We start from the raw sequence: 18,395 nt of genomic DNA, 5'->3' as shown, positions 1-18,395 counted from the left end.
TAAAATAAGTAAAGAACTTAATGGTGCTGTTTAGGGTATAGCGTTTTAGCAGAGCGATTTAAGTAAAAATAACGGTTTTATTATTGTAGACCATAGTTTTTCGATTCACGTGAAGCTGAACCGCTCTGGAGAGCACCAGTTTTTCTAGATCTCTGCCTTTTTCAATAAAATCACTCACTTTGTGAACATGTGAAACCCTGGTGGTATCTTGTTCGATAATCGGGCCTGCGTCGAGCTCCTCGGTTACGTAATGGCTGGTTGCACCAATGATCTTTACTCCCCGGTTAAAGGCGGCGTGATAAGGTTTGGCACCTGCAAAAGCAGGAAGGAAGGAATGATGGATATTGATAATTTTATTAGGGTATTCTTCAATTAGTCTGGACGTCACTATCTGCATGTACCTTGCGAGGACAATAAAATCGACCATGTGCTCTTTTAGCAATTTCAATTGCTTTTCTTCTGCAGCAGATTTGTTGTCGCGGGTTACCGGGATATGGTAAAAAGGGATCTTAAACTGTTTGGCGATATTCTGTAGCTCATTGTGATTGCTGATGATAAAAGGTATTTCTACCGATAATTCTCCGGAGGAATATCGAATGAGCAAATCGTAAAGGCAGTGATTGTACTTGCTGACGAAAAGCGCCATCTTTGGCTTTTCATTACCGTAATGTACGCTCCACTCCATGGCATAGGGAACGGCTATTTCTTTTTCGAAATTTTCTTCAATCTGGGATTCTGCCTTATCGAATTGCGTAAATTCTCCTTCTAATCGCATAAAGAATACTTCGGCCTGTTTGTCAACATGCTGGTCGAGGTAAACAATATTACCCCCCGACTGTTGAATAAAACTAGTTACCGTGCTGATTATTCCCGGCTGATCCGGACAATGGATAAGAAAGGTTGCTTTCAAGGCTTCCTGGATTTGGTGTAAAATTAGTACAATCTCCCTGTGGCTCAAAGTGAGGCCCAGGTATTATAAAATTCTAAATAGAATGCATTATTTTTTGCATTTATCGTAAATTGCAGTCGCAAAAAGGACTACAAATTACAAATGGAGCAAATTAAAACCTATATCCCAAAAAACAAGGTCAGAATTGTAACCGCGGCTTCTCTCTTTGACGGGCACGACGCGGCCATCAATATCATGAGGCGGATTATTCAGGCTACCGGGGTAGAGGTTATCCATTTAGGACATGACAGATCCGTATCCGAAGTGGTGAATTGCGCCATACAGGAGGATGCAAATGCTATAGCCATGACCTCTTATCAGGGAGGGCATAACGAGTATTTCAGGTATATGTATGACCTCTTGCAAGAGCGAGGGGCAGGGCATATAAAAATCTTTGGGGGAGGTGGCGGAGTGATTCTTCCCGAAGAGATCAAAGCCCTTATGGATTACGGGATCACGCGTATTTATTCTCCAGATGACGGTCGGAAAATGGGTCTTCAGGGAATGATCAATGACCTGGTGGAGAAGTCAGACTACCCTACGCTCCCACTGAAACTACCCGAGGAAAAAGATTTGAACACTTCCTTAAAGAATAAGGACATTACCACGCTTGCCCGATTGATCAGCCTGGCCGAGAACAGACAGGATGAATTTGAAAAATACTACCAGTCACTCGGCAAAGCGAAAAAGAGTATTCCCGTCTTGGGGATCACAGGTACAGGGGGTTCGGGAAAGTCGAGCCTTGTAGACGAACTGGTACGCAGGTTTTTGTTTGATTTCCCTGATAAACATATAGGGATAATTTCAGTTGATCCGTCTAAAAGAAAAACCGGGGGGGCATTATTAGGGGATAGGATCAGGATGAATTCTATTAATAATGATAGGGTCTATATGAGGTCTCTGGCTACCCGTCAATCGAATCTCGCCTTATCAAAATACGTAGGTGATGCGCTTAATATTCTGCAACACGCTGATTTTGATCTCCTTATCCTCGAAACTTCGGGAATTGGTCAGTCTGATACTGAAATAGTAGAACACAGTGACCTTTCGCTCTATGTGATGACTCCTGAATTTGGAGCAGCCACCCAGTTGGAAAAAATAGATATGTTAGATTTTGCCGATTTGGTGGCGATAAACAAATTTGATAAGCGGGGAGCGCTCGACGCACTCAGGGATGTAAAAAAACAGTTTGTCAGAAATCACAACCTCTGGGAAGCAGATCCAGATACGCTTCCTGTTTACGGGACCATTGCTTCGCAGTTCAATGATCCGGGGATGAATTCCCTATACCATGCTGTGATGCAAAAATTACAGGAAAAAACAGAAACTTCCCTTGAATCTACCTTCGAAGTATCGTCAGAAGAACCTGAGAAGCGATATATTATTCCGCCTGCCCGAACCCGATATTTATCAGAAATATCAGAAAGCAATCGCGCTTATGATCAAAAAGCCTCAGGCCAGAGTAAAACTGCCCAAACGCTTTATGGGATGTATAAGGCTATCCTCGCACTAGTCCCTGAAGATGCATTTTCAAACCAAGACGATAGCTGGCCCTATCTAGCGGATTCCGGTCTTGATGTAGATGCCTTGCAGAATAATGTTCCAAAGGAAAAGTCGACCCTAATGGAACTTCTGATATCAGAATTTAATAGTCAAAAATTAAACCTTGATCCATATCACTGGCAAACCCTTTTGAAATGGAAATCGAAAGTGCAACGATACAAGGAACCGGTGTACAAATTTAAGGTGAGGGATAAGGAACTGGAAATAAATACACATACAGAATCACTGTCACATCTGCAGATTCCCAAAGTAATGCTGCCCCGGTATGAAGCCTGGGGTGATCTGTTGCGATGGAGCTTGCAGGAAAATGTACCGGGTAAATTTCCTTATACCTCCGGACTGTATCCCTTCAAACGAACAGAAGAAGATCCAACCCGCATGTTTGCCGGGGAAGGAGGCCCTGAACGCACCAATCGCCGGTTTCATTATGTGAGCCTCGACATGAAGGCAAAACGTCTTTCGACCGCTTTTGATTCGGTTACGCTTTATGGGAATGATCCCGGGGAGCGACCCGATGTTTACGGGAAGATCGGAAATGCAGGAGTGTCGATCTGCTGTCTTGATGACGCCAAAAAACTCTATTCAGGTTTTGATCTAAGCAATCCCATGACCTCGGTTAGTATGACGATCAATGGGCCGGCTCCTATGTTACTCGCCTTTTTCCTGAATGCAGCCATAGATCAGAATTGTGAAAAATATATCAGGGAAAATGGCCTGGAGAAAGAGATCGAGAAGAAAATTAATTCCATTTATAAGGATTTTAAAGGGAAACGACCTGAATACGCAGGGGGCCTTCCGGAAGGGAATGATGGCTTGGGCCTTTTACTTCTGGGGGTCACCGGAGATCAGGTATTAGATGCTGAGGTGTACCAAGAAATCAAAGCCAAGACCTTAAAGGAGGTTAGAGGAACAGTACAGGCCGATATACTTAAGGAAGATCAGGCCCAAAATACCTGTATTTTTTCGACAGAATTTGCTCTTCGACTTATGGGGGATGTGCAGGAATATTTTATTCAGAATAAGGTGCGTAATTTTTATTCCGTTTCTATTTCTGGTTATCATATAGCAGAGGCAGGGGCGAATCCTATCACACAACTGGCATTTACCTTATCCAACGGATTTACATACGTAGAATACTATCTGAGCCGTGGAATGGATATCAATAAATTTGGCCCGAATTTATCATTCTTTTTCTCCAATGGGGTGGATCCGGAATACGCCGTTATCGGCAGGGTAGCCAGAAGAATCTGGGCAAAAGCCATGAAGGAGAAGTACGGCGCCGACCCGAGGGCGCAAATGCTGAAATATCACATTCAGACTTCAGGGCGTAGTTTACATGCCCAGGAAATAGATTTTAATGATATCCGAACCACCCTGCAGGCTTTATACGCCATCTACGACAACTGTAATTCTCTGCATACCAACGCTTATGATGAGGCTATAACCACCCCTACGGAAGAGTCGGTAAGAAGGGCAATGGCCATACAGTTGATTATCAACAAAGAGTTAGGACTGGCCAAAAATGAGAATCCCATACAGGGATCATTTATCATTGAAGAACTCACCGATCTGGTAGAAGAGGCAGTATTACTTGAATTTGACAGGATCACGGAAAGGGGAGGGGTTCTTGGAGCCATGGAAACCATGTATCAGCGATCGAAGATCCAAGAGGAGAGTTTACATTATGAAACCTTAAAACACAATGGTGAATACCCTATCATAGGGGTAAACACATTTTTGAGTTCCAAAGGCTCGCCTACCATACTTCCCAAAGAAGTGATCAGGGCAACAGATGAAGAAAAACAAAGGCAATTACAGACGCTGGAAGGCCTAAAGCAAAGAAATAAAGTAAGAGCCGAAGAAGGCTTAAAGCAATTGCAGAATAAAGCAGTTCGGAATGAGAATGTCTTCAATGAGCTCATTGAGGTAGCCAAGTACTGTTCTCTCGGTCAGATTACGCATGCACTTTTTGAAGTAGGAGGGCAATACCGCCGAAATATGTAGTAGCTCCCTGGCGGCAACTACTTACTGTTTTAGTCGAAATGAATTCTTATCCCAGGTATTCCCTGAAATTCCAGGTTTCCCTTTTGTAGCCGTAATGTGAAATTGATTTTCGCCAGACTTTGAATGATCTTCTGAACGTACGGATTTCCCTTCTGAGAAGAGTGAGGTATTCTTTCTCGCGAATACCGTCGTGTTCCAGACCATTGCAATACGAATTGATATTGCGCAGCATGATCCCGATAAAGGTGGCACTTTTTAGTTTGTCCTCAATGGAATTTGAAGTTTCGGCCCTGGCAATCTGCTGCGGTATTAAAGTAGCATCAGTTATCAGAGAATCAGCGATATGATCTCTGAGGCTATCAGACTGATACAAACTCAATAAGTTTTTGTTGTAAGTAACAAAAGATACCAGCTCCCTGCTTAGGGTGCACAATTCAACTGCTTTTTCATAGATCGGAAGCGATCCTAGATGATTTTGGGACATCATTCTTTTTCAAGACTTTAAGAACTTAAAATTACATGCTATTTCGCTTAAATAGCTTTAATAAATAAAGTGAAATAGTATATTTGCTTTATAAAATTAAATTTTAAGCGTTAAAAAAATTGAAATCACAGATAGATCATCTCAATTGGGGAATTTTACAGCACTTGCAAGCAAATTCCCGCGAATCCTTTGCCAGCATTGGAAGGAAGGTTGGACTTACACCTCCTGCTGTGGCAGAGCGTGTTAAAAAAATGGAAGATCTCGGTATTATTGAGGGATATCACGCCAGGGTATCCCACGCGATGGCGGGATATCAGCTAAAGGCCATAATCACATTGAAAGCCTTTATGGGTAAGCTAAAACCCTTTCTTGAATTGGTGACTACCCTGGATGAGGTGGTGAATTGTTATCGTATTACCGGAAACGAAAATATAATTATGGAAGTGGTACTGAGGGACCAGTTCCACCTCGAAATATTTATTGATAAACTGATTTTGTACGGGGAAACGCGGACTCACATCATCCTTTCTGATGTTGTTGCAGATGGGCCTATAAAAAAACGAAAAGGATAAAATTATTCCGTAATTTAGAAATTGGAGTATGTTCGGTCTCAGATCTCAGTGATTTTTGGCATTCTGGGAAATCAATTGGACTTAGATCAGCTCCCCGAATTATTTTGGCCGGATTTTTGAGGATTGAATTGCTATGAAAATTAAGATTTTACTCCTTCTTGTTATAGTTGGAACTCACCTTCCTGCTTTACAAGCACAAGACATCGCTATAAGGAAAGGTATTGTTCGGGATTCTGTCCCGGTGAATGATTCCATCCCCGAAACTTTTGCGATTTATCTCCCAACTAATTTTGAACCGTCTGTAAAATGGCCCGTCCTCTTCGCGATGGATATGGAGGGGAAGGGTAAGCAGATTGTGCACATGTTTCGCGAAATTGCCGAAAAGGAGGGGTATATCCTCGCTGCTTCCAATAATATTCACGACAGCTTGTCCATTGTTCAGAATACTTTGGTAGTGAGTAGAATGTTGAATACGGTATATACCTTATTCCCAATACACAAACAAAGAACATATACTGCAGGACATGGGGTGGGCGCACAATTTGCATCTATACTTCCGTCTGTCATCAGGCCCATTGAAGGAGTTATTTCCAGTGGTTCGGATGTGCCGTTTAAGGAATTGATCGATCCTAAAAATCCGTTCGAGTTTGTGGGTATAGTGGGCAGATCAGACTACCATTTTAATAACCTGGTAGAAGACTCAGACCTTACAACCATTACCAGAAGGGCTCTGGGCAAATCTAAGTTTGTTGATTATTTACTGGTCTTTGAGGGCGGAGAAGAGTGGCCAGACAAATCCTATCTGCAGCGAGCCGTTGAGATCCTCACTTTAAGATCAATGAGTAAAGGAAATGTAGAACTAGATACGGCCTACGTCAGGAGCATTTACAACCGAAATTTTGCAACCCTCAATAATCATGTTCTTGAGAATGACTATCTGGCTGCCGCTTTTTTGGCTGATGAGATGATCTCCAAGTTTAAGGGTCTTGTTGATCTAGAGGAATTGAAAAAAAGAAGGAAAGTCATAACTAGGGAAAAAGTCTATTCTGTGCAGTTGAGAAAGCAAAAACGCTACATGCAGAAAGAGTATTTTATTCGTGGTGAATACGATTACAATCTCAATGACGATGTCCTTACACTGAATTACAATAACCTCGGGTGGTGGAATTTTCAAATGGATGAGATAAGGAAATTTATAAAGAGCTCCGATCCGTTTGAAAAGGAAATGGGATATCGCCTTTTAGGGTTTGTCAATGCCCTTGTCGAGGATAATATAGCTCTGGAAAAGGCTCAGGATCCACTAAATGAAGAAGCATTGAGCTATTTGTGGATGGTCAAAACTATCACGGCACCTAAGGAGTTTAAGAATTATCTCAATATTATATCAGATAGTTCGAAGTACGAAGATTTTGGAACAGCGCTTTTCTACTTGGAAGAATTACTTAAAAATGGATACAGAGATAAGGCGGCACTCTACGCATTAAAAAATACAGCACTGCTGCGTATCACTCCTGAATTTAATGAGATCATCGAGAAATATTTCGACGATGCCCGCTACGATATTATTGAAGAATAAGGCGGGGTACCTGCTCCAGATCCCAATCGATAACAAGGCCTTTTGCCAGGGATCTCGCGATCTCCTTTCCGTAGAGATATTCACATAAATACAAGGCGGCCTCAAAACTCTTAGCCCCTCCGGCTGAGGTTATGAATTTCCCATCGTGAACAAAGAGGACACTATCCCGAACATCTAGTTGAGGAAACATTTTCCGGTATGCTCCAATATCGCTGGGGAAAGTGGTGGAAACCACCGAATCTAGTAATCCTGCCTTAGCCAGGACAAAAGCCCCGTCGCAATGAGAGGTTACAAATTCTGCTTCCCGGCCGGCATTGCTTACAAATTCCAGCATTTGTTCGTCCTTTAAATCGGAATCCAGATGATGTTCTGCGCTGGGCACCACCAAAATATCAATATGAGGCAGGGAATCTTTGGTGTAATCGTAATCGGGCAATATACGCAACCCTTCAAAAGTAGTGATCGGGTCCCTGGTTTTGGCCACTGTAAAAGGTTTCATCTTCTTGATACCATCGCGGTACAGCGTATGCTGAAAAATATCATAAGGCGCAGTAAATTCGGTATTATAAGTGCCTTCCATAATAAGGAAAGCGACGTTATAGACCTCGGTTCCATTTGGTGTTAGGGATTCAAAATCATCAGATTTCACATCTCGACTTCCGACACGGCCGGAACAGCCAACCAATAGAATGAAGATGAGCAAACTTAGTGATGGAAAAGAAATTCTCGATTTCATACGGTGGCTTTACGCGATTGTAATATCATTAAAAGAAAGATACCTAAAATTCCGATGACCATGGCAAAATACCAGGTCCACTTAAATCCAAAGTTAGCGATAGACTGCATTCCCCCGTTATGAGCGAAAATATGGGAAATAGAGAAGGCAATATTATAAAGTGCCATGTATTCTCCCTGCTTACCGCCCCGGGATTTTTTCATGGCAAAGGCACTTGAAAAAGGGAAGATGATCATTTCTCCAAAGGTCATCATCAGCATTCCGATAACCAGAAGGCCTGTCCAGCTCCCAAAGGTCAGGAAAACAAAACTTAAGGCAGTTAAACCTATACCGATAATCATTAGAGTGATCTGCGTAAGGGGTCTTGATTCCAGGTATTTAATCAGCGGCATTTCGAAAATAAATATGATCATTCCGTTCATCGCCAATAACAATCCTATATTGAATTCACTTAAACCCCTGACCTCATTGTAGAATAAGGGCACTGTTGAAAAATACTGCACGAAAATAAAGCCGAGCAGGACCATAGCGGCAATAAAAAGCAGATAACCAGAATTGCGATAGGCAGAGCGGGGAGAATTGTTTGTTGCCGATTCCATTACCTCCACTTTGGCTGGATGGAGAACCACCAGTAGTAGTGCAGCAGCAAGCAGACATGTGATCCCGTCGATCCAGAATAAACTGGCGTATCCCGAAGAAGCGATAATGGCCCCGCCAATGGCAGGTCCTGCAGAATAACCGAGATTGATCGCCAGCCTGATCAGCGTTACTGACCGGGTTTTATTCTCATCCTCACTATAGGCATCCATGGCCACATATGCAGCCGGTCTGAAGGCATCGGCAATAACCATCAGGATAAAGACACCTGCACAAATTGCGTAATATGATTCGAGCCCCTGCAGCCAGAAAAATGCCAGGCCCGTCAGGAATAGACTTGAGGTCATCACCTTGTAATATCCAAGCCAGTCTGTGAGTTTACCGCCAATCCATGTTCCCGCCAGTGACCCCAGGCCAAAACAGCTCATGATCACCCCTACATTTTCGAGGGTAAAACCCCTGTCTTGAGTGAGGTAGAGTGAAAGGAAGGGGATGACCATGGTCCCCGCCCGGTTGATCAAGGTAACCAGGGCCAGCCACCAGACTTCCCTCGAAAGACCCTTAAAGGAATTCATATAGGAGCGGTAGAGCCGTTTCATAAGTGGTTGTTTTGTCAGTTGCTGCACATGGCAGGTTGAAATCCTCCAAGAAATAGGTTTAAATCTAGCTAAAAAATGCCCTATATCGTATTTTTGGTTTTAAACTCCTTTTGATGAAGAATATCTTTCTTGTGATTATCCTGAGCCCATTACTTCTATCGGTGGCCTGTGGTGATGGAAAAAAATATCACGATGCGGTATCGGTTAAGAAAGTTCCTTCAGAAAGCAAGCTGGCTTCGATCATGGAATTTCAGAATTCCCTGAATGAGGAATTTTCAGACCCTGAGGTTTCTCCTCTTCCAGACCGGTATAGAAAGGACTTTCAGGGATTGGAATTTTTTAAGCCCGATACACTTTACAGTGTTAAGGCAACTTTCATTCGAACTCCGGATGCCATTCCTTTTATGATGCCAACCAATACGGACCGATTATCGGAGGAAGTGGTTTACGGTCTTGTTACTTTTGAACTTAAGGGTGAAAAGTATCAATTGGAGGTGTATCAAAATGAAGAATTAAAAACGGAGGAAGGGTATGAGGACTACCTATTTCTTCCTTTTACAGATGAAACCAACGGTAAACTCACTTATGAAGGGGGAAGATATATAGATCTGACAATCCCCGACGAGGATACACTACTCATTGATTTTAACAAAGCCTATAATCCATACTGTGCTTACAATAAAAAATACTCCTGTCCATTGGTGCCGAGTCAGAACCATATCGGAACTCAAATACTGGCCGGAGTAAAGGCTTTTAAATAATCCAAAATAAAACCCTGGCAAAGTTGCCAGGGCTTATCAACGAACTAAACAAAACTAATAAGTACTCCTTTATTAAAAAGAGTATACTGCTGCCAGAACAAAGGACGACAGACTTTTCATGCTGGCGCCATCTGAGTCTAGGAATGCATCATCAGAGGCATTGTCCAGGCGGAGTTCAGGTTTGATCACCAGATCTCCGATAGAGGCACTGCCCGTAAGCGTTAGCGCGATAACGCTGGAGTCATCCACTCCTGTTCCTATGGCTCCAAAATTCCCTGTTTCCGTAAAGTACTCCCCTCTCAGTCCTAAGGTAAATGTGTCTGAAGTCTTGTATTGTGGATAAAGTGCAACCCCGGCGAAACCGGTATCGTCAGAAGCATCGAAATAGGCGGCATTAATCCCGAGGTAAAGGTCCTCATCGATATCAAATCCTCCGGTGTAATCTATTTCAAAATTACCGTCGTCGGCAATCAGATTCAGATATTGCCCACTGTATCCAAGTTGAGCTCCGTAGGCGTATTTTCCATTAGGATTGAACTCAGTAATATCTGTAGGGTTCATCACGGCAAGCATCAGAGACCAGTCACTTCCCAGGTCAAAATCGGCCTTGAGCCCTGTGTGGCTGAAGGGACCGTAGGAGAACAGGTAAGACGTACTGTAATTAAAGTTACCTGCTGGCGAGATTACCTCGTAACCCAGGAAGGTGTTGAAATTACCGAAGGTTAGGGTAACGGCATCGCTTACATTCCAATAGACGTACAACTGGTTCACAATATTCCCGGTAGCCGAGTAGAGGGGAGAGGCAAATATGGCATCCGTTCCTCTGGGGCCAAAGACCAGATCGGCAACGAAACCAACGTCTTCCCCTTCATAGGAGGCAATTACGTTGGCCATGCCCAGGGCAAAACCCGGGAGATTGGCAAATGAAGAACCGGGTGCTGAATAGTTAATTCCTGAATTCGCTGAGTTGAGGTTGGCCCTGTAATAGGCATCAACCGTACCGCTGATAGTGAACTTTTTTTCATCGGCGGTGTCTTCTTCCTGTGCGAGGGCTGAAAAAGAGCCGGTGAGGAGAAAGAGAAAAATTAATTTTTTTACGAAGTTTGTTGTATTAATCGTTTTCATATTTCTGTGATTGAATGTCCTCTAAGGAGGATGTTAGTATTGCTTTTAAATTGAAATTTTGGAAAAGGTTATAGACGGAGCGTTCTGCCAAACGCTCCGTCTATAACCTTTTTATTAATGTTGATTCATTCTAAAGTCGGCATAGGAATCCATCCCATGCTCGTGAAGGTCGAGTCCGTCTAACTCTTCTTCTTTGGATACTCGTATTCCTATTGTTTTCTTTAAGCTGTAAAAGATGATAAATGCGGTAAGTGAACAAAAGGTTGCCGCTGCTCCAACTCCGGCCAATTGGTAGAGAAATTGATCTCCGCCGGCTTTAGCACCGAAAATACCAACGGCGAGTGTTCCCCACATCCCGCAAATCAAGTGTACGGTTACGGCACCTACCGGGTCATCAAGTCTAATTCTGTCGATAAGGGCTACCCCAAGTACGATAATGAATCCTGCGATAAGACCGATTAATACGGCTTCGTTCGGAGACATTAGGTCTGCCCCTGCGGTAATCCCAACTAAGCCCCCTAAGATACCGTTGAGGAACATGGTAAGGTCGAGATTCTTATATAATATGGTAGAAAGGATCAAAGATCCAACGCCACCTGCGGCAGCGGCTAAACTTGTTGTTACCAGAACAAGGGAAGTTAGTTCAGGGTCGCCCGATAATACCGAACCTCCGTTAAATCCGAACCAGCCCAACCATAGAATGAGTACTCCTGCCGTTGCGAGTGGAATATTGTGGCCTGGGATGGCTTTTGGTTTGCCGTCCTCCCCAAATTTTCCAATTCTCGCACCCAGAAGATAGATTCCGATCAGGGCTCCCCAGCCTCCCACGGAATGGACAAGTGTAGATCCTGCAAAGTCATAGAAACCGGCGTCGGTACCACCGAGTGTAGATAAAAATCCACCGCCCCATTGCCACGATCCTACTATGGGATATACCAATCCTACATAGAAGATGGTAAAGATCATAAAGGGGCCAATTTTAATTCGTTCGGCTACAGCTCCCGATACTATTGTGGCGGCTGTTGCGGCAAACATTCCCTGGAAGAGAAAATCGGTCCACCAGGTATATCCTCCATCTGCGTATTCGGGTGTCATGCCGTTTTCAGGTGCGGCAATTCCAAAGCCTGCAAAATCCAGGATACCTGCAGATCCGTCGGCAAATCCGGGATACATCAGGTTAAAGCCACCGATATAGTACATCAGTAAGCCTACTGTAATGATAAAGATGTTCTTAAAAAGGATGTTAATCGTATTTTTTTGTCTTGTAAGCCCAATTTCTAAAAAGGCAAATCCTGAATGCATGAAGAATACCAATGCGGTACACACCATCATCCATATATTGTTAGCTGTAAATAATCCTGCTTCCATATTTCAATAATTGTTAGTTAGTTTATCGGTTTAATTGATTCCTGCGTGTCCGTTCTCTTTGGTTCGAATCCTGTAGGCTTGTAAGACATCGGAAACAAAAATTTTCCCATCACCTACATTTCCTGTATAGGCTGCTTCCAGAACTGCATTAATTGTTTTCTCCAGGAAGTCGTCAGAAATAACAATCTCCAGGTATCTCCTTTGAATATCTGAGGTGCTGTAAGAAATACCTCTATAGACATGCCCTTGTTTTTCATTTCCGACGCCGGTGACATCCCAGTAACTGAAGAAATTCACCTCAATTTCATGAAGTGCTTTTTTCACATCATCAAATTTTGATTTTCGAATAATTGCTTCTACTTTTTTCATTGTATTAGTTTATTGTTGATGGGCCAAAATTAAATTAATTAAAACAACCCCCTAAAAAAAAGGGGGTATGAACTTCATTTTTATCATTATAATAATTTGTACCCCTAAATAATAAGGGTATACTATTCAAACATTAATAAATTATAAATATGATTTTTTTGTAGGGCGGTATTAACATTCCCTGTAAGAATCGCTTTAAAAGCAGTGAAAAAGACATCTTAAATCCTTGTATCACCGCACGTTAGGAGGAATTAAGCAAGGAGTTTTACCAACCAGAACCCCAAGGCTACAGCGAGAATACCGACAAGTATACTGCTAAGTGTATAAAAGAAAAATGAGAATAGTTGTCCCTCTCTGAGCATATCATAATTTTCAAGGGCAAATGAGGAGAAGGTGGTAAAGCCCCCACAAAAACCTACGGTAAGGAATACAAGAGAAGTGCTATTTAAGGAAGAAGATTTTGAAGTGATCCCCAGAATCAGGCCTATGAGCAGGCAACCTATAATATTCACACTGAATGTACCCAGGTAAAAAGAACTGAAATAAGGATTTAAAAATTTGCTGATAAGGTAGCGAAGGCCGCTGCCGATTCCTCCACCAAGAAAGACCAGTAAAAAGTGTTTCATTCCCTAAAGATAGGAATCTAAATGGCTTTCCGGTATTTTGAGGAGGTCCAATCAAGAGAATAAACGTTCTCTTTGGTAGCTTCAGATTGATCACCCTTCATTTGCATTTGCTTACGCTTATTTGTTAGCAAACTGAATGTAATTAGTGCAGCATTCACTGCAACTAAAACAAAGAAAATGGTAAAAAAGGTTGTCATTTATCGGATTTCTTTGAAACTATAACGCAAAAGTACGTGTTTTCTTATAGTATACGCACGAAAGCGGGATAATGTTGTCAGGGAAGTAATTTTTGTGGTGTAGGTAAAAAAAGTGTTAATTTTTGAGCAGATATTTAATCAAAAAGAGAAAAAATATAAAAAGGATAAAAACGATACCGACCCATTTTACACCTTTGTAATTTTTCTCGTGAAGATTTTTGTCTTTTCTGTAAGTAAACACAATTACGGTAGCAAAAACAACGACAAAAAGGGCTGCAAAGATTAATTGTCCAGTGCTGAACATATTTTATATTTTAGCGCAAAACTACATCAAAAAAGAGATACTATGAAAAGCAAGATAGATGCAGTTGCCCAGTTTCATCATTCTTTTGGATTGGGAGTGTCTGATACTCCTAGAGCCGATCTGGGTGAAGCCAAAAATTTACTCCGGTATAACCTTATGGATGAGGAAAACGAAGAGTATTACGAAGCGGCTCAGAATGGCGATCTGGTTGAAGTGGCCGATGCCCTTGGCGATATGCTCTATATTTTGTGTGGTACCATCCTCGAACACGGAATGCAGCATATTATCGAAGATGTATTTGAGGAAATACAACGCAGCAATATGAGTAAGTTGGGAGAAGACGGTAAGCCCATCTATCGCGAGGATGGCAAAGTCCTGAAAGGACCGGGATATTTTAAACCGGATATTAAAACTATCCTGGACAGGTAATTTTAATCAGCCAACACTTCTCAAACTTAGGTTAACCCACTTGAAATCGCCAACCAAAAGGATCTTCGGCCTTGTTGTACTGTATATCAGTGATCCTTTTCTTTAATAGTGCTGCATAACTGTTTTCCAGTTCCGGCAGGCTGTAATCACTTTCTCTGTGTCCGAATCCTGAGACCGGTGAGATCACCGCAGCTGTACCTGCTCCGAACATTTCTTTCAGGCTTCCGTTTTTAGAAGCGGAAATAAGTTCTTCCACCCTTATTTTTCTTATTTCAACTGGAATACCCTCTGCTTTTGCAATATCAATTACACTTTTTCGCGTTACCCCATCCAGAATCCTATCGCTTACAGGACTGGTCATCAGGGTATCATTGATTCTGACGAAAATATTCATGGCTCCTGCCTCCTCTATATATTCATGAGTGTTATCATCGGTCCAGATCACTTGCTGATAACCCTTATCCTGGGCGAGTTGAGTAGGGTAGAACTGTCCAGCATAATTTCCGCCGGCTTTAGCGTAACCTACACCTCCGTTGGCAGCTCTTGAATACTTTTCCTCGATCAGAACCTTGATCTTCCCTGCAAAGTAAGGCCCCGAAGGAGCACAAACGATAAAGAACTTATACTGGTCTGCAGGCGAAGCGTGAAGTCCTGAGCCGGAAGCAAAAATAAAGGGTCTTACGTAGAGCGAACTCCCAGGGGTAGTTGGGATCCAATCCTTTTCGAGTTTTAAAAGAGTTGTGAGACCTTCCATAAAGATCTCCTTTGGAAGTTCAGGTATGGAAATTCGCTTAGAAGAAATATTGAGTCGCTTTTGATTTTCTTCAGGTCTGAACAGCCATGCCCGACCCTCGGCATCCTTGTAAGCCTTCATACCTTCAAAAACAGACTGACCGTAATGGAATATCTTGGCGGAAGGATCTAAAGAAACTGGTCCGTAGGGCATAATGCGTGGCGCTTGCCATGCCCCGTCCTTATAATCGCAAACCAACATGTGATCGGAATAGACTTTTCCGAATGGTAGGTTTGAGAAATCGACCTTCGTGATCTTTGACTCTTTGATTTTTTCAATAATGATATTACCCGTTTTGGTCTCCATATGCTGAAATTTTCAACTCAAAATTAAACATTTATACCCTCTTATTCCTTCTTTTTCTACCGAAAAATCCCCAGTTTTGCAGAGTAAACACAAATACTAAACAAAATGAAAGGTTTTAACATTTTCCTTGTTGTTTTTCTTCTTTTATGGAGCTGTAAGGAACAGAATTCTCAGACCAAATCCACCTCAAACGAAGCAGAGAAAGAGGTAGTTCAGGTTTTTGGCAGCTCTTTTGAAGCAACTGAGATACGATCCGAAGCGGAGTTGGCCGAAGCGATTACAGAGCTAAACGAGTCGGATAGTCTATCGACTACTTTCAGTGCGAAAGTTACCGAGGTTTGCCAGATGAAAGGCTGTTGGATGAAGGTCTCCCTCAACGGTGAAGAAGAAGTGCACGTAACCTTTAAGGATTACGGTTTTTTTGTTCCCAAGGATATTGCCGGCAGTGAAGTTGTCATTCACGGAAAAGCCTTTAAGGAAAAAATGAGTGTTGAGGACCAGAAGCACTACGCTAAAGATGGTGGTGCTACCGAAGAGGAGATTGATCAGATCACAACCGACAGAACTTCATATCGTTTTATTGCCGATGGAGTTCGCTTAGCGAATTGAGTGAAACGTTCAATAATAACTACAGCCGACGGATCAAGAACCATTTCCATAGCAGATTGGAACGAACAATACCACTCCAAACACGGCGCTATACAGGAGGCATACCACGTTTTTATAAAACACGGACTTACAGCATGTTCCAGGAACGAGATTTCCATTCTTGAAGCCGGCTTTGGTACCGGCCTTAATGCGCTGATAACCCTCCACGAAGCTGAAAAGAGAAATTTAAACATTAGCTATACAGGAGTAGAAGCCTTCCCTTTGAAGCTCGAGGAGGTTCTGGACTTAGACTATGTTAAATCATTGGGCGTACCCCAGCTGGAGGAGATATTTAAGCTTATGCATACTTGTAAGTGGGAGGAAAAGGTGACTTTAAATCCCTCCTTCCAACTACGAAAACGCAAAATAGATTTTAGGGAGATTAGAGATCAAGAGCACTACAATCTCATTTATTTTGATGCGTTTGGGGCAAGGGTGCAGCCTGAGCTTTGGACACAAGCTGTTTTCCAGGGAATGTTTAACGCTTTGAAACCCGGCGGAATATTGGTTACCTATTCTGCCAAAGGAAGTGTGAGACGTGCGATGGAAGCTGTGGGTTTTGTCGTAGAGCGACTTCCGGGCCCTCCGGGAAAACGAGAAATGCTTCGTGCCGTAAAGAAACACTAAATACCCGGGAGGAAGGTTTTCTTAGACAATATTGTTAAACCTTATATAAAGCCCAATCATCTACAGTTCAAATCAAATATCTTTACAAAAAAAGCTCAATGTGCATTTTGATTACCGGGGCGACGGGGCTGATTGGCAATGCAATAGTTCAGAAATGCAGAGACAATAACATTAATGTCAATTTCCTCACTACCCGAAAAAACAAGTTAAAAAAAGAGGAGGGCCTGAAGGGGTTCTACTGGAATCCCAAAAAGGGCGAGATTGACCTTGCTTGTTTCGAAGGGGTTACGGCAGTCATCAATCTTGCAGGATCGTCTATTTCGCAAAGATGGACCAAGGCTAACAAAAAGAAAATCCTCGATAGTAGGCTAAATAGCCTGCAAACTTTAAGATCTGCCTTAAAGAAAATCGATACTTCTGAAATATCATCTTTTGTTTCTGCCTCCGCCATCGGAATTTACCCCCATTCCTTTGACCATTATTACTCGGAAGAAGAAAAAGAAGTAGATAATAGTTTTCTAGGCGAAGTAGTTTCCAAATGGGAACAGGAAATACAAGAATTTACAAAATTTCCCTTTTCTGTCGCTACGCTTCGTGTAGGATTGGTTCTCTCTATGGATGGAGGTGCGCTTCCGGCCATTGTAAGGCCGGTAAAGGCATACGTGGGAGCAGCTTTTGGCAGTGGTGAACAGTGGCAGTCATGGATTCATATAGATGATTTGGCTAGGCAGTTTTTATTTATTGTTGAGCATAGCCTGGAGGGCGTGTTCAATGGAGTGGCCCCTAATCCTGTCACCAATAATCGCCTTGTTAAGGAAGTTGCGGAAGTGATGAACCGACCTATATTATTGCCAAATATTCCACAGGGCCTAATGCGCCTTATACTTGGGGAAATGTCCCTTATTCTTTTTGTGAGTCAGAGGGTGAGCAGCAAGAAAATTGAAGAAGAGGGATTTGATTTTTATTATAAAAATATATGTAATGCCCTTGAGAATGTAATTCAATCGGAAGAAAAAGAGAGCGATATTTATCACAAGGAATTTGTGTAACAACTTCTTTCCCTTCTATAGTTTTAAAATCATCCTTTTACAGGGATGTTTTTTTTTGTGACATTTTGACATTTTACGATAAATGGCAGTACTTTTGCCGTCTTCAAATGCATTGTCCCAATAAAAGCGAAAAGCAATGAGTAAAAAAGATAAAACTGAAGAAATAGAAGAGCTGGAGAACGAATTGCACCCTGATGAGACTCAGGTAGAAGGAAACGACCAATCCGTTGATGCCGAGGATACTGAAGAAACCTCTTCCTTATCAGAAAAAGAACAGATGGAGGCTGAATTGGAAAAGGAGAAAGATAAGTTCCTTCGCCTTTTTGCTGAATTTGAAAATTTTAAAAGAAGGACCTCCAAAGAGCGGATAGACCTTTTTAAAACGGCAGGTCAGGAAGTCATCGTTTCCTTACTTCCTGTTTTGGATGATTTTGAACGCGCCCTGAACGAATTGGGCAAATCTTCAGAGAAGGAGTTGTTCAAAGGTGTTGAACTTATATACAATAAATTTAAAGATACCTTAAAGGCCAAAGGTCTCGCAGAGGTACAAGCTAAGGAAGGTGATGCTTTCGACGCTGAGATCCACGATGCCATAACCCAGATCCCTGCCCCTAATAAAAAACTAAAGGGCAAGATTATAGATGTGGTAGAAAAAGGCTACAGCTTAGGGGACAAGATCATTAGGCACCCCAAGGTAGTGGTGGGCAATTAAT

The 18,395-nt window shown here is 42.3% G+C and carries 18 protein-coding genes; 9 read left to right on the top strand and 9 right to left on the bottom strand.

The genetic code is table 11. From position 1 onward, the window contains the following. Positions 1 to 58: 58 nt before the first annotated feature. Positions 59 to 910 carry a formyltetrahydrofolate deformylase gene (purU, locus tag EQY75_RS09300; RefSeq protein ID WP_129605282.1) on the bottom strand — a complete coding sequence of 284 codons (852 nt, stop codon included), beginning with the start codon at positions 908 to 910 and terminating at the stop codon, positions 59 to 61. 141 nt (positions 911 to 1,051) lie between these two features. Here purU and EQY75_RS09295 point away from each other — a divergent pair, with 141 nt between their 5' ends. Continuing rightward, entirely contained in the window at positions 1,052 to 4,516 is a 3,465-nt protein-coding gene (locus tag EQY75_RS09295) for a methylmalonyl-CoA mutase family protein (protein WP_129605279.1), read from the top strand. A gap of 46 nt (positions 4,517 to 4,562) precedes the next feature. Here the strand turns inward: EQY75_RS09295 and EQY75_RS09290 are convergent, their stop codons facing one another. Continuing rightward, positions 4,563 to 5,003 carry a hypothetical protein gene (locus EQY75_RS09290; RefSeq protein WP_246019855.1) on the bottom strand — a complete coding sequence of 147 codons (441 nt, stop codon included), beginning with the start codon at positions 5,001 to 5,003 and terminating at the stop codon, positions 4,563 to 4,565. Positions 5,004 to 5,119: 116 nt separating this feature from the next. Between EQY75_RS09290 and EQY75_RS09285 the strand changes: the two genes are divergently transcribed. Then, entirely contained in the window at positions 5,120 to 5,572 is a 453-nt protein-coding gene (locus EQY75_RS09285; protein ID WP_129605277.1) for an Lrp/AsnC family transcriptional regulator, read from the top strand. Between the two features lie 133 nt (positions 5,573 to 5,705). Continuing rightward, positions 5,706 to 7,148 carry an alpha/beta hydrolase gene (locus EQY75_RS09280; RefSeq protein WP_129605275.1) on the top strand — a complete coding sequence of 481 codons (1,443 nt, stop codon included), beginning with the start codon at positions 5,706 to 5,708 and terminating at the stop codon, positions 7,146 to 7,148. Here the strand turns inward: EQY75_RS09280 and EQY75_RS09275 are convergent. Together EQY75_RS09275 and EQY75_RS09270 are read right to left on the bottom strand one after the other, a co-directional pair. Beyond that, positions 7,135 to 7,884, bottom strand: a complete 750-nt coding sequence (locus tag EQY75_RS09275; RefSeq protein WP_129605272.1) for a DJ-1/PfpI family protein — start codon at positions 7,882 to 7,884, stop codon at positions 7,135 to 7,137. The two genes, EQY75_RS09280 and EQY75_RS09275, sit on opposite strands and share 14 nt — an antisense overlap. Next, the gene (locus EQY75_RS09270; RefSeq protein ID WP_129605270.1) at positions 7,881 to 9,080 is read right to left on the bottom strand and encodes an MFS transporter; all 1,200 of its coding nucleotides are present in this window, start codon (positions 9,078 to 9,080) and stop codon (positions 7,881 to 7,883) included. Before EQY75_RS09270 ends, EQY75_RS09275 begins: the two co-directional genes overlap by 4 nt. 113 nt (positions 9,081 to 9,193) lie before the next feature. On the opposite strand from EQY75_RS09270, the gene EQY75_RS09265 reads away from it, so the two are divergent. After that, the gene (locus tag EQY75_RS09265; protein ID WP_129605267.1) at positions 9,194 to 9,841 is read left to right on the top strand and encodes a DUF1684 domain-containing protein; all 648 of its coding nucleotides are present in this window, start codon (positions 9,194 to 9,196) and stop codon (positions 9,839 to 9,841) included. A 72-nt stretch (positions 9,842 to 9,913) separates the two neighbouring features. Here EQY75_RS09265 and EQY75_RS09260 read toward each other — a convergent pair whose 3' ends face one another. The 4 genes from EQY75_RS09260 to crcB form a co-directional block, all read right to left on the bottom strand. Next, the gene (locus EQY75_RS09260; protein ID WP_129605264.1) at positions 9,914 to 10,966 is read right to left on the bottom strand and encodes an outer membrane beta-barrel protein; all 1,053 of its coding nucleotides are present in this window, start codon (positions 10,964 to 10,966) and stop codon (positions 9,914 to 9,916) included. Between the two features lie 114 nt (positions 10,967 to 11,080). Further along, complete coding sequence (locus EQY75_RS09255) at positions 11,081 to 12,334, bottom strand: ammonium transporter (RefSeq protein WP_129605261.1); 1,254 nt, start codon at positions 12,332 to 12,334, stop codon at positions 11,081 to 11,083. 30 nt (positions 12,335 to 12,364) lie between these two features. Next, positions 12,365 to 12,703 (bottom strand): P-II family nitrogen regulator, encoded by a 339-nt coding sequence (locus EQY75_RS09250; RefSeq protein ID WP_129605259.1) that lies wholly within the window; start codon positions 12,701 to 12,703, stop codon positions 12,365 to 12,367. Between the two features lie 251 nt (positions 12,704 to 12,954). Then, the gene (crcB, locus tag EQY75_RS09245) at positions 12,955 to 13,329 is read right to left on the bottom strand and encodes a fluoride efflux transporter CrcB (protein ID WP_129605256.1); all 375 of its coding nucleotides are present in this window, start codon (positions 13,327 to 13,329) and stop codon (positions 12,955 to 12,957) included. A gap of 543 nt (positions 13,330 to 13,872) precedes the next feature. On the opposite strand from crcB, the gene EQY75_RS09235 reads away from it, so the two are divergent. After that, the gene (locus EQY75_RS09235) at positions 13,873 to 14,259 is read left to right on the top strand and encodes a pyrophosphohydrolase domain-containing protein (protein ID WP_129605254.1); all 387 of its coding nucleotides are present in this window, start codon (positions 13,873 to 13,875) and stop codon (positions 14,257 to 14,259) included. A 31-nt stretch (positions 14,260 to 14,290) separates the two neighbouring features. On the opposite strand, the gene EQY75_RS09230 is transcribed toward EQY75_RS09235, so the two are convergent. Continuing rightward, positions 14,291 to 15,358 carry a branched-chain amino acid aminotransferase gene (locus tag EQY75_RS09230; protein ID WP_129605251.1) on the bottom strand — a complete coding sequence of 356 codons (1,068 nt, stop codon included), beginning with the start codon at positions 15,356 to 15,358 and terminating at the stop codon, positions 14,291 to 14,293. A gap of 105 nt (positions 15,359 to 15,463) precedes the next feature. Here EQY75_RS09230 and EQY75_RS09225 point away from each other — a divergent pair, with 105 nt between their 5' ends. From EQY75_RS09225 to EQY75_RS09210, 4 genes are all read left to right on the top strand, one after another. Further along, positions 15,464 to 15,967 (top strand): DUF4920 domain-containing protein, encoded by a 504-nt coding sequence (locus EQY75_RS09225; RefSeq protein ID WP_129605250.1) that lies wholly within the window; start codon positions 15,464 to 15,466, stop codon positions 15,965 to 15,967. Further along, positions 15,968 to 16,633, top strand: coding sequence for a tRNA (5-methylaminomethyl-2-thiouridine)(34)-methyltransferase MnmC2 (gene mnmC2, locus EQY75_RS09220; RefSeq protein WP_129605247.1), 666 nt, complete (start codon positions 15,968 to 15,970; stop codon positions 16,631 to 16,633). Between the two features lie 98 nt (positions 16,634 to 16,731). Continuing rightward, positions 16,732 to 17,682: a TIGR01777 family oxidoreductase gene (locus EQY75_RS09215; protein WP_129605245.1), complete on the top strand. Its 951-nt coding sequence runs from the start codon at positions 16,732 to 16,734 to the stop codon at positions 17,680 to 17,682. 136 nt (positions 17,683 to 17,818) lie between these two features. Then, entirely contained in the window at positions 17,819 to 18,394 is a 576-nt protein-coding gene (locus EQY75_RS09210; RefSeq protein ID WP_129605242.1) for a nucleotide exchange factor GrpE, read from the top strand. Position 18,395: the final 1 nt, after the last annotated feature.

This window comes from Muriicola soli (assembly GCF_004139715.1).
Lineage (GTDB): Bacteria > Bacteroidota > Bacteroidia > Flavobacteriales > Flavobacteriaceae > Muriicola > Muriicola soli.
This window is presented reverse-complemented; position numbering and strand designations above follow the sequence as displayed.